The following is an 11,081-nucleotide window of genomic DNA, read 5'->3' on the forward strand; positions in this document are numbered from 1 at the left end:
AGGGCGGGGAGGGCAAGGGCGGGGACGGAGAGGGAGAAGGCCCGGCGGGATAAGGCGGTCATTGAAGTCTCCTAAGCTGCGAGGGCAGCCGTCAGGCGCGACCCTCGCGGGATTGAAGAGGATGCTAGAGCCTTCATTGAAACTGAGCTATTCAGAGAAATCGGGACGTTTCCTCCCGAAATTCGGGAGGATGGAATGGATCGCTTCGACGCGATGTCGGTACTTCTCGCCGTCGTCGAGGAGGGCAGCCTCTCGGCTGGAGCGCGCCGTCTGCGCTCGCCGCTCACCACGGTCAGCCGGAAGGTGGCCGATCTCGAACAGCACCTTGGAACCCGTCTTCTCGTCCGCACCAGCCGGCGGGTCGCGCTGACGGATGCGGGCCGCGACTATGTCGCCGCGTCCAGGCGAATCCTGGAACAGGTCGAGGAGGCGGAACGGGCGGCAGCAGGCGAATACAGCGAACCGCGCGGCGAACTCTCCGTCACGGCGCCCGTCGTCCTCGGGCGGCGCCACGTGCTCCCCGTCGCGGCCGAATTCCTGGCTGAATATGCAAGGATCGACCTGCGTCTGTTCCTGATCGACCGCCACGTCAATCTGCTGGAGGAGCATCTGGATATCGGCGTGCGGCTGGGTCATCTCGCGGACAGCAGCCTGATGGCGACGCGCGTCGGCGAGGTCAGGCGCGTGATATGTGCCAGCCCGGGCTATCTGGCTCGCCACGGTCGTCCCGCCGTCCCCGAGGACCTGCGCGCGCATGACGGCATCACGTTCAAAGGCTTCTCGACCTCCCCGGAATGGCGCTACCGTGGTGACACAGAAGCGCTCTCGGTGGAGCCGCGCACGCGGCTCGCCGTCAACTCGACGGAAGCGGCGGTCGAGGCCGCCGTGGCCGGTCTCGGTGTGGCCCGGGTGCTGTCCTATCAAATCGTCGACGAGTTGCGCTCAGGCGCGCTCGTGCCGTTGCTCGAAGCCTTCGCGCCGGAGCCGATCCCGGTCCAGCTCGTCTATGCTGCCCAGGGGCAGTTGCCCGTCAAGGCCCGCGCGTTCCTGGATTGGGCCGCCCCGCGTCTTCGCGCCCGGCTCGCTGATCTTCCGGTCTGTGCGGAGTGAGAGGGCTCGGAGCTGGCCCCCTCCGATTGAACAATGTCGCATCGGTCGACGTTGCCTCCAACGCCGAGCTGGTATCCAGCGGTCGGGAACCGTTCGGGCGGGTGAGCGACAGGCTCTGGTGCGGCGCCAGGTCCCGGTGCAGGTTTGAAGGTCGAGTGAACGCGGCAGGCGTCTGCTCGAGGACAAGGGCGGATCGACGATGCCATCCCCGCTAGAGAGCATCACCGTCGAACCGGCCGGCGAGGACAGGGCTGGGGCGACCGCGTCTTTTCCCTATGACACGGCGCTGGTCGAGCGCTTCCGCGCGGCCTTTCCCCGGGCGCGCTGGCGCGATGATCGCCGTGCCTGGTTCGTGCCAGGGAGCACGGCCGAAAGGCGGCTCGATCGCTGGCTGCAGCGGGAACTTTCCGGCGTGCTCGCGCATGCCGATGCGCGCGGCAGGGACGCCTTCGCATTCGATCCGATCGTGAGCGACTATCTCGTCCCGGCAGAGGATCTGATGGTCCGTACGCCCTATTCCAGGACCGTCGTCGCGGAATTGCGCGCCGTGCCCTGGGCCTGGTGGGACGGCGAGGAAAGGCTCTGGCGCATTCCCTATCGCTCGCTGGAGGAACTGCGGCGCCGTTGGCCGGCGATCGAGGAGGCCGCCCGCCGCGCCGAGCCGGTCGAGCGGAAGCGGCGGCGAGACGAGTTGAAGGGCTCGGCAGAGCACCACGCGTTGCGCGCGAAATCCAGGGAGCGGCAGCGCCATCGCTATCCGGTCCTTGCCGATCAGCTCCCGCCCGGCGACCGCCCATTGATGTCTCATGCCGGCGCGCTCGTCTTCACCGAGGTCACGGGGGAGCTGGTCGACGAGGAAAGCCTGCACCAGCATTACCTCTGGAGTGCCGGCGCGACCGGCGATTTCGTCTGGGCAAGCTGGCGCAGGCCCGGCCATGACGAGCTGGTGCGGACATGGCCGGCGCGGCAGCCCGCGAGTGGGGCGGAGCTTGCCCGGGGCTGGTGGCAGCCGACCATCGAGGAGTTACGGGACGCCCGACGAAAGGCGAGATCGCTTGAGCGCGCACAGGCGACACGCAGGCAGCGGCAGATGCAGGGAAGGCAGGAAGAGAAGCCTGTATAGGCAATGCGTTATGGCATTCCGCTTGCCTGGGTCGTCAGGGCCAGGCCAAGCGGACATCGTTCAGGAGATTGCACGCCCTCGTTCATTGGACCTGCGGAACATAAGGAGGCAGGCCGGGGTTAGGCTCCTACCCAATCACCGTCGAGCCGAACACTCATGAATTCAGGCGAAAGCCATTTCCACACCMGCCGCTCCGCTCTCGCGACGCTGATCGCAACCGCCTTGCTTGCGAGAGGGCAGCCTTCGCTTGCCGCACCAGCGCCCCAACCAGGGGCTGCCCGTTTTGGTTTCGACGACGTCGTCGCGCAGGCGCGCATTCTGGGCGAGCGGCCCTTCGATTCCGGTGGCCTGACGATCCCGTCGGAGTTGTCGAAGCTGACCTATGACAGCTATCGCGAGATCCGTTTCCGGCGGGAAAAGGCCTTGTGGCAGGAGAGCGGTTCCGATTTCCGCCTGCTCCCGTTCCATCTCGGCTTTCTGCACGACAAGCCGGTGCAGTTGCATGTGGTGAAGGAGGGCAACGCCATCCCGATCCCGTTCACGACGAGCCTGTTCGAATACGGCAAGGTGCCGGTGCCCAAGCAGCTTTCGCCGTCGCTCGGGTTTGCCGGGTTTGCGGTGACGACCACCCTCAACGATCCCAAAATCCAGGATGAGGTGATTTCGTTTCTGGGGGCGAGCTATTTCAGGCTGATCGGGCGGGGCCACCGTTACGGGCTTTCCGCGCGCTCGCTTGCGATCGACGTCGGCGGCAAGCAGCCTGAGGAGTTTCCCTTTTTCCGTGCGCTTTGGCTGGAAGAGCCGAGGGCAGACAGCCTCGATCTGGTGATCTACGCCCTGCTGGATTCCCCGTCCGTGGCGGGCGCGTTCCGCTATGTCGTTTCGCCTGGCCGTACGACTGCGATGTCGGTCACGGCTACCCTCGTGCCGCGCGTGGAGATCCCGCGCATCGGCATCGCGCCGCTGACCTCGATGTTCCTTGCGGGGGAAGGCGACCTTGGACACCGAACCGATTTCCGGCCCGAAATTCACGATTCCGATGGGCTGTTGATGCAGAACGGCTCCGGAGAATGGATCTGGCGGCCGATCCGCAATCCCGCGAGCCTGCGGATCTCCAGTTTTGGCGACCGCGATCCGCGAGGCTTCGGCCTGATGCAGCGCGACCGCGAATATGGACATTACCAGGACCTGGAAGCGCATTATCACGCACGTCCGGGATATTGGGTCGAACCCATCGGTGACTGGGGCKAGGGCCGGGTCGACCTGATCGAGATACCGACCAACAACGAGGCATTCGACAATATCGTGGCGTGCTGGACGCCGGCGCGGCCGCTCGACATCGGCAAGGCCAGTGAGTTCACCTATCGGATCACCGCCTTGTCGACGACCAACGAGCTCCATGCCATGGCGCAGGTCCGCAACAGCTTCAGCGGTTGGGACATCCGGGAGCCCGATGCCGACGGAATGGGCAAGCAGCGGTTCATCATCGATTTTGGCGATGGCGATCTGGCGTATTTCGTGAGCGACCCCAAGCGTGTCGAGGTCGTCGCCTCGACGACCGCCGGTTCGATCGCCCATACCATCATCGCCGCCAATCCCGCCGCGAAAGGCTTTCGTGTCATCCTCGACGCGACCTTGCCAGTAGGGCAAACTGCCGACTTGCGCGTCTATCTCAAGTCGCGAAACCGCACCCTCTCCGAGACGTGGACGCAGTCTTGGTCGGTTCCTGCCCCTGCTGTCCGAGATGCGCCAGGCCATGTGGTCACTCGGGATTAGAGCTTCTGCCCGAAATGTGGATTGCGGTTCTTTGGAAAGCCGGCGCAAACATGAGGGGCTGGATCATCGGTCTGGATGCGCTATCCCGCCCGATGATCTGACCGGCATCGCTCCGTCCTGGACAGGGTCATTGGCCTGCAGGCGTGAGATCCGATGAAGCTCCTCCCACAATCCCTGCTCATTCGGCCCCGCCTTCTGATTGCGCTGGTGGCGGTGATGTTGCTGACGATCGTGCTGCCGCGCGACTGGGGCTGGGTGACGCGGCTTCTGGTGGCGTGGGACGCGGGCGCAATCCTCTATCTCGGCCTGCTGACGACGATGATCTTCGGCGAGACCGTCGAGCAGATCAGGGCGCGTGCCGCCGAGCAGGATGAAGGCGCGCTCGCCATCCTGATCATCGCCTGCCTGGCGGCCGCCGCGAGCGTCGCGGCCATCGGCATTCAGCTCGCCGGCCTGAAGACCGTGCCGCCCGACGAAAAGACACTGCACCTGGCACTGGGCGCCGTGACCATCCTCAGCTCATGGGCGCTGGTGCATGCCTTCTTCTCGCTGCACTACGCCCATGATTTCTACAGCGATGACGGTGCCGAGGGCGGCCTGGATTTTCCGGGCAAGGGCGAGCCCGACTATGTCGATTTCCTCTATTTCTCCTACACGATCGGTTGCACGTCGCAGACATCGGATGTCGGCGTCACCACACGCGAGGTCAGGACGATCGTGCTCGCCCATTCCATCCTCTCGTTCTTCTTCAACACCACTATCCTGGCCTTCGGCATCAATGTCGGCGCCTCGCTGCTGTCGGGGTCCTGAGGCCGGTCCGGGCTGGCTCTCCGGAGTGCCCATGGCGCATTCCCCGCAGCATGACGGTCAATCGGACCGCCGCAATGGAAGAGGCGGCCTGATGGTCAAGAACGGTTGGGGGAGGGGCGCCGCGGGAGGCGGTTTTCAAAGTAGACAGGCGGTCGATTACATCACGGTATCGTAGCGGCAATCTCAGAATTGCTTCTAATTTTGAAATAATGAACGCATGGCGATATTGCATTTGTTGCTGTTCTCTTGGTCATGAAGCGCGCTAATCTCGCATTGCTCGCTTTCCCCTCCCATCGCGGGCAAGCCGGTCGGCGCGGCCTTGGCCGCTGCGCTGGCCGGCATTTTTTTCTGAATGATGTGCTTTGCGCAAAGACGCGAGCGACGGCTGCCTCAAGCGTTGGTCGCTGGAGCGCGCAGAAGTGAGGGCCGATCCAGAGCGAGATACCGTGGCGACAACTCTCCCGTATCCGCCGCGGCTGCCCTAGTTGAAGGCAGCGTATTCGAGCAGCGCGATCAGGTCGTCATCCCGGATGATGATGGCGCAACCATTGGTGTGATCGATGATGATCTCCACGATTGCGCCACCCAGAAAGGCTGCGTTTGCATAGCGCGCAGCCGCGCGTATGCCGGTGAAGGTTGCCGTCGGACTCTCACCCGTCCAGACAGCAACCGTGCAGTTCACGGACTCGAACTGTTCCGCCATGAGCCAAGGATTGATCGTCACCTCTTGTCCCGCCCCGTTCGGCTGAAGGAGAATTATGAATCCATACTGAGGCCATCGGTGACGCTGAGGGTCTCACAACTCGTCGGATGCGTCATCCGACCAAAGTCGATCCTGATATTTGGGCGCGGGACCTTCCAGACGGCCTGCCTGGCGGCGGTCATGCCACGCTGTACGATAGGCCATGCATTCTCGGGACCAGTGTCAGGCGGTTCGCACCGGGCGCTTGCGATGCCGCCCCTTGGCTTTCGTATCCTCGACATATATACGATCCATATATGAAACGTATATGGAGACTCCGATGGGCATCGTGAACATCGATGACGACCTGCACGATCAGCTGCGCCGGGCGAGCAAGGTATCGTTTCGGTCGATCAATGCGCAGGCTGCCTACTGGATCAAGCTCGGCATGCTCTGCGAGACCAATCCGGGGCTCAGCTTCACTGAGATCATCGAGCGCGAGCTGAATGCCGCAGGCGTCAAGGCTCAGCCGCTCGCCGAGACTGACGCATGACAAAGCAGCCTCGCGAGCTGGCATTGCTGGCCGAATCCGGGAGGTTACTGGCCTCCGTGTTCGGGATGCTGGATCGAACCGCGCTCGCCGGCCTGTCGACACTTCAGGTCAATGAACTGGTCGAGCACTTCATCGTCCACGATCTCCAGGCCCGACCTGCGAGCAAGGGCCAGTATGGCTATGATTTTGTGTTGAATGCTTCGGTGAACGATGTCGTTTGCCACGGTGTTCCCTCGCAATCGACCGTGCTTCGGGACGGGGACATCGTCAATTTCGACATCACGCTCGAGAAGAACGGCTATATCGCGGATTCCAGCAAAACCTATTTCGTCGGCGAGGTGAAACCAGCCGCCAGGAGGCTGGTCCAGACCACCTATGAAGCGATGTGGATGGGCATCAAGGCGGTTCGGCCGGGTGCGCGGCTCGGAGATATCGGCTGGGCGATCGAGCGACATGCCAAGCGGAGCGGTTATTCGGTGGTGCGCGAGTATTGCGGTCACGGCATCGGCCGGGAGATGCACGAGGAGCCGCAGGTCTTGCATTTCGGAAAGCCGGGAACCGGCCTCGCCCTCCGCGAGGGCATGGTTTTCACGATCGAGCCGATGCTCAACCGCGGTCGAGGGAGCGTGAAGACAGAGGCTGACGGCTGGACTGTCGTGACGAGAGACGGCTCGCTGTCGGCTCAGTTCGAGCACACCGTTGCCGTGACAGCGTCCGGCGTCTCGGTTCTGACGCTCCGTCCCGACGAACAAGGCGCAGGGCCAATGAAGCGGCGTGCGCTGGCGGCGGTCGGCTGATCCGGCAGCGCGCGGAAGCGCCGTCCTGCGTGATCTTATCTGGTCGTCGAAGGCGGATCGGTCGGATCGCCTGCCGCATCATGCTGGGATCCGCGGTCGCTCGGGTTCAGGTCCCCTTGCGCCTAGTCCCATTCTCTCTCCTGGGATCGGATGTCGCGCAAGGAGTGAACGAGATCGATCGCCTTGCCGAACAGGCGCGCCCTCGGGATCGGGAGCGCGGCGCCGCCGGCGCAGGAGATCACCTCGGCAACGTCTTCATGGGAATTGCCGACGAACTGCCGCTTGCCGCTGATGTGAAGCGAGGACAGGATTCCATCCCCTTGGTGTCTGGAATCGAGTGGAAGCGGGCCTGATGCCTTTTCGGCGTCGAACCAGACCGGCGATCCGTCCGGCAGCGCAAGTTCGGCGAGTGTCGGCAGTTTCTCGCCGACCACAGCGGCGACATAGTCCGGCAGCTCGATCACCAGCAGCACATCGACGCAGTCGATGCGGGTCTTGGCCAACGGGTCGCCATCACCGGGAACAGCCCGCCTGATCCGGGCGACCCGGCGCGCCAGCACCTGAACCTGAGATCCGTCAGACAGTGTCAGCGAGATCATTGTCGTTCCCGGGCGCTCGTTTCACGATAGCCAGCCTCAACGTAATGCGCCTGCTGGCTGGCCGATACTCAATCACGGCATGATCGTAACCTTAAGGCAGGACGACCTTTGTTGCCCGCTACCGCAGGAAAGCGGCGCCGACCCTGCCGCTACCCCGCCGCAAGACCGCCCGAGATTCCCCGGTCGAAAACCCCGTTCCTGAATAATTGTTCATGGAACCAATGGCTTAACAGATTGTTCCCTTCATCGGCCGGGGGCTAACAGGAGATCGACTATGATCAGGAAGATTGTCCTTGTGGCTGCGCTGGTTGCCTTGCCTATGGCCGTGTCGGCGCAGCAACCCAATGCTGGTGCGGCCGGTGGCGCCGCTGCCGGCGCGGGAACCGGAGCCGTTGGTGGAGCCATTGTCGGCGGGCCGGCCGGAGCGGCCGTCGGGGCTGTCGGTGGCGCTGCGGCGGGGGCGATCGTCGGCGGCATCGCGGCCGACCGGCGCTCCGAGTTCCGCACTTATGTGACGGAGCAGAAGGTGCCGTCGGTGGCCTATCGCGAGAAGGTCGTCGTCGGAGCGACGCTTCCCCAAACCGTCACCTATCGAGAGGTCCCGGAGCGTTTCGGCAAGACCCAGTATCGCTACACCGTCGTGAACGATCAGACGGTGCTGGTCGAGCCGAAGACCCGCAGGATCGTACAGATCATCGAATGATCGGCGGATAGACGGGAAAGGCCCGCCATCGATGGCGGGCCTTTCCTTGTGACTGAAGCTCGACCTGGGCAAGCGGCCCTCGTCCCTGTCGCAATCAGCCTCCCGGCAGGGCAACCCGCCAGACCGTATTGCCGACATCGTCGGCAACCAGCAGGCCGCCCAGCCGGTCGACCAGCACGCCGACGGGCCGCCCCCGTGCCTCGCCCTTCTCGTTCAGGAACCCGGTGAGGATCTCCTGGGGCATCCCGGCTGGCTTGCCATCGCTGAAGGGGACGAAGATCACGCGGTAGCCGACCGGGCGCGAGCGGTTCCATGAACCGTGCTGGCCGATGAAGGCGCCGCCCTGATAGCGCGGCCCGAGGCGGCCCGGCGGCACGAAGCCCAGCCCGAGGGAGGCGGTATGTGAACCCAGAGCGTAATCCGGCTTGATCGCCTTGGCGACCAGTTCCGGCTTCTGGGGCTCGACGCGCCTGTCCAGATGCTGGCCATAATAGCTGTAGGGCCAGCCATAGAAGCCGCCACGCTTCACCGAGGTCATGTAGTCCGGCACCAGGTCGTCGCCGATCTCGTCGCGCTCGTTGACCGCCACCCAGAGTTCCCTGGTCACGGGGTTCCAGTCGATCCCGACAGGGTTGCGCAAGCCCGTCGCAAAGAGCTGCGTCGCCCCCGTCGCCGGGTCGATCTCGAGCACGGCCGCGCGCCGCTCCTCCTCGTCCAAGCCGTTTTCGGCGACATTGGAGTTCGAACCGACGCCGACATAGAGCTTCGAGCCGTCCGCGCTGGCGGTCAGGCTCTTCGTCCAATGGTGGTTCCGGCCGGCGGGCAGGTCGGCGACCTTCACCGGCGCGCCCGCGCTTCTGGTTTCGCCTTGCCGGTAGGGGACGCGGACAAGCGCATCGGCATTGGCGATGTAGAGTTGGTCGCCGATCAGGGCCATGCCGAATGGCGAGTTGAGGTTCTCCAGGAAGACGCTCTTCGTCTCGGCGACGCCGTCGCCGTCACCGTCCCGCAGCAGCATGATCCGGTTGGCGCTGAGCGTCTGCGATCCGGCCTTCTTCATGAAGACGCCCTGCACCCAGCCGCGGATGCCGCCGCTCTTCTCCGCCGGCTTCGGTGGCGCGTCGCTTTCGGCCACGAGCACATCGCCATTGGGGAGCTCGTAGAGCCAGCGCGGATGCTGCAACCCGCTGGCGAATGTGCTCACCTGGCCGCCGCTGGGCGTGGTCGGCTTCTCCCCCAGCTTCCAACCGATCGCATCGGCGATCTTCACGGTGGGAAACCATGTCGTCCTGGGCTCGGGCAAAGTCGGGTTGGGGCCGTAGCCCGCCTCCTCGGGCAGGGTGGAGCGACTGTCGCAAGCGGCGAGCATGAGCGCCGAGGCCGCGACGCTGGCGATGAGCATGACGGGGCGCTTGATCGCCATATGCGGTTCTCCTCCCTGGCTGCGGGAAGCACTGCCCGCCCGCATCATGGGGTGAACGTCAAACCCCGTCACTTTGTTCGCGATGGCTTGGTTCACGACGGCCCCGGGCCGCGTCCTCGACTGAGATCGAAGTGGAACGGATCAAACCGCGCGACGTTACCCCTGGACGCCTGTCGGCGATGACACCGAAATGGAGACGAGCGATGCGCCCAGACACGAACCCGGCGATTGAGAGCCTCCGTAAGGAGCAACACGCGCAACGCCAGGCCGAGCGCGAAGTCACGGCAGATCAGCGGCTCGACCAGGCGCTGAAGGAGACGTTTCCGGCGAGCGATCCGATTGCCGTCCAGAGCCCGGCGAAGCCGGGTGCGCCCCGTCAGCGGCGGCAGTAACGCCGTTCAACGCACAGGGCGAGACTGTCCTGGTGCGGTCGTCTCATGGTTTGCAGAAGGGAAAATGCATGCGCGCCCTCGTTCATCTCGTCGGGTTATGGCTGGCTCGCGACATTGCAGAAGGAAAGTACCCCAAGCAGTTTGCCGTTCCGCTCGGGTTCCTGATCGCGCGGTTGCGGACGCCGCCCCTGATGATCGCGGTGTTCGGTTGCGTGCTGGCCAAGCTCGCCATGGACCGGCGCGGACGGGGCGCCAGGCGCGCACCCGCGCGGTCCCGCTGAGGCCGCCGGCGCCCCGCCATTCAAGGAGGCGGAGGCGAAGCCCGCGTCACTATTTGCACTTGCATTTGAGGGGGGCGGCGCGCTCACTTCTCGTCGAGGGGAAGGTCGATGCCGTTCCGCTCGATTGTCGCCACGCCAGAAGAGGTCGCCGTCATCGTTGCGGCGTTCGAGACCGCGTGGGGCCAGATCGACGCACGCGGCGAGATCGATCGACAGAGAACGTCCATCCAACGGGAACGCCTCGGCTATATCGTGGTCGGGCTCTGGGATGCCGGCGGAGCCGGCCAGCTCGCGGAGCGGGCCGTTCAGCAATTCGACGCCACGGCGGCGAACGCGCCAAGGCTCCCACGAAGCACGGGTGACAGCCGCTGACCGCAGGCGTCAGTGCTCGCTCGACCGTCCCCCGCATTCACGCCAGGCGGCCATCGGCATGCAAGCACCCGGGCGCCGGGGCGAGGTTCAGTGCGCCTTGGATACGTGCTCGGGTTTGCCCTTGCGCTTGGTCGAAGCCATGTCGTGCAGCTCCTCTTCGGTCATCGACTTCGCCATCGATTTCGACGCGCCCTTCAGCTCGCTGGTTTTGATCTCGCCGCGCTTGGCGGCGAGCGCCGCTCCCGCGGCCTTCTGCTGGGCTTTGGATTTCGCCGGCATGATGCACCTCCTTTGAAAGGTCGGACCGAGATCAACTGCCGGGCTGCGTCTGCGTTCCCGGCCRGCTGAGCGATGCTGAGGCTCTGGCGCGCCCGCAGGGGACATGGCGGGAACAACTGCTGACGCTGCGGGTTATCCCGGCATCTCCCAGAGACCCCAAGATCTCTGAGTCCCAAGACAC

14 protein-coding genes are annotated in these 11,081 nt (G+C 64.6%); 10 read left to right on the forward strand and 4 right to left on the reverse strand.

The window, feature by feature from the left end; all coding sequences use genetic code 11:
- Positions 1 to 195: 195 nt before the first annotated feature.
- The 4 genes from AC1D34_RS26625 (at position 196) to AC1D34_RS26640 (ending at position 4,819) form a co-directional block, all read left to right on the forward strand.
- A complete protein-coding gene (locus AC1D34_RS26625) occupies positions 196 to 1,110 on the forward strand; it encodes a LysR family transcriptional regulator (protein ID WP_476825818.1) in 915 nt (304 codons plus the stop codon).
- A gap of 199 nt (positions 1,111 to 1,309) precedes the next feature.
- Positions 1,310 to 2,233 carry a hypothetical protein gene (locus AC1D34_RS26630; RefSeq protein WP_476825819.1) on the forward strand — a complete coding sequence of 308 codons (924 nt, stop codon included), beginning with the start codon at positions 1,310 to 1,312 and terminating at the stop codon, positions 2,231 to 2,233.
- A 156-nt stretch (positions 2,234 to 2,389) separates the two neighbouring features.
- A complete protein-coding gene (locus tag AC1D34_RS26635; protein WP_476825820.1) occupies positions 2,390 to 4,009 on the forward strand; it encodes an OpgD/OpgG family glucan biosynthesis protein in 1,620 nt (539 codons plus the stop codon).
- 153 nt (positions 4,010 to 4,162) lie between these two features.
- A complete protein-coding gene (locus AC1D34_RS26640; RefSeq protein WP_441506830.1) occupies positions 4,163 to 4,819 on the forward strand; it encodes a DUF1345 domain-containing protein in 657 nt (218 codons plus the stop codon).
- Positions 4,820 to 5,300: 481 nt separating this feature from the next.
- Here AC1D34_RS26640 and AC1D34_RS26645 read toward each other — a convergent pair whose 3' ends face one another.
- Positions 5,301 to 5,543 carry a hypothetical protein gene (locus tag AC1D34_RS26645; protein WP_441492271.1) on the reverse strand — a complete coding sequence of 81 codons (243 nt, stop codon included), beginning with the start codon at positions 5,541 to 5,543 and terminating at the stop codon, positions 5,301 to 5,303.
- A 298-nt stretch (positions 5,544 to 5,841) separates the two neighbouring features.
- Between AC1D34_RS26645 and AC1D34_RS26650 the strand changes: the two genes are divergently transcribed.
- Both AC1D34_RS26650 and map read left to right on the forward strand, forming a co-directional pair.
- Positions 5,842 to 6,054: a ParD-like family protein gene (locus tag AC1D34_RS26650; protein WP_441492272.1), complete on the forward strand. Its 213-nt coding sequence runs from the start codon at positions 5,842 to 5,844 to the stop codon at positions 6,052 to 6,054.
- Positions 6,051 to 6,851: a type I methionyl aminopeptidase gene (gene map, locus AC1D34_RS26655; RefSeq protein WP_476825821.1), complete on the forward strand. Its 801-nt coding sequence runs from the start codon at positions 6,051 to 6,053 to the stop codon at positions 6,849 to 6,851. Before AC1D34_RS26650 ends, map begins: the two co-directional genes overlap by 4 nt.
- Positions 6,852 to 6,973: 122 nt before the next feature.
- Here map and AC1D34_RS26660 read toward each other — a convergent pair whose 3' ends face one another.
- A complete protein-coding gene (locus AC1D34_RS26660) occupies positions 6,974 to 7,450 on the reverse strand; it encodes a hypothetical protein (RefSeq protein ID WP_441492274.1) in 477 nt (158 codons plus the stop codon).
- A gap of 274 nt (positions 7,451 to 7,724) precedes the next feature.
- Here AC1D34_RS26660 and AC1D34_RS26665 point away from each other — a divergent pair, with 274 nt between their 5' ends.
- Entirely contained in the window at positions 7,725 to 8,153 is a 429-nt protein-coding gene (locus tag AC1D34_RS26665; protein WP_441492275.1) for a DUF1236 domain-containing protein, read from the forward strand.
- A 94-nt stretch (positions 8,154 to 8,247) separates the two neighbouring features.
- Here AC1D34_RS26665 and AC1D34_RS26670 read toward each other — a convergent pair whose 3' ends face one another.
- A complete protein-coding gene (locus AC1D34_RS26670) occupies positions 8,248 to 9,576 on the reverse strand; it encodes a PQQ-dependent sugar dehydrogenase (protein WP_476825822.1) in 1,329 nt (442 codons plus the stop codon).
- A 131-nt stretch (positions 9,577 to 9,707) separates the two neighbouring features.
- On the opposite strand from AC1D34_RS26670, the gene AC1D34_RS26675 reads away from it, so the two are divergent.
- From AC1D34_RS26675 to AC1D34_RS26685, 3 genes are all read left to right on the forward strand, one after another.
- On the forward strand, positions 9,708 to 9,968 hold the full coding sequence (locus tag AC1D34_RS26675; protein WP_476825823.1) for a hypothetical protein: 261 nt from the start codon (positions 9,708 to 9,710) through the stop codon (positions 9,966 to 9,968).
- A 68-nt stretch (positions 9,969 to 10,036) separates the two neighbouring features.
- Positions 10,037 to 10,249: a hypothetical protein gene (locus tag AC1D34_RS26680; protein WP_476825824.1), complete on the forward strand. Its 213-nt coding sequence runs from the start codon at positions 10,037 to 10,039 to the stop codon at positions 10,247 to 10,249.
- Between the two features lie 108 nt (positions 10,250 to 10,357).
- The gene (locus AC1D34_RS26685) at positions 10,358 to 10,621 is read left to right on the forward strand and encodes a hypothetical protein (RefSeq protein ID WP_476825825.1); all 264 of its coding nucleotides are present in this window, start codon (positions 10,358 to 10,360) and stop codon (positions 10,619 to 10,621) included.
- A gap of 87 nt (positions 10,622 to 10,708) precedes the next feature.
- On the opposite strand, the gene AC1D34_RS26690 is transcribed toward AC1D34_RS26685, so the two are convergent.
- Positions 10,709 to 10,900 carry a DUF3008 family protein gene (locus tag AC1D34_RS26690; RefSeq protein ID WP_441492280.1) on the reverse strand — a complete coding sequence of 64 codons (192 nt, stop codon included), beginning with the start codon at positions 10,898 to 10,900 and terminating at the stop codon, positions 10,709 to 10,711.
- Positions 10,901 to 11,081 lie beyond the last annotated feature (181 nt).

This window comes from Allobosea sp. P1_A7, from assembly GCF_056406775.1.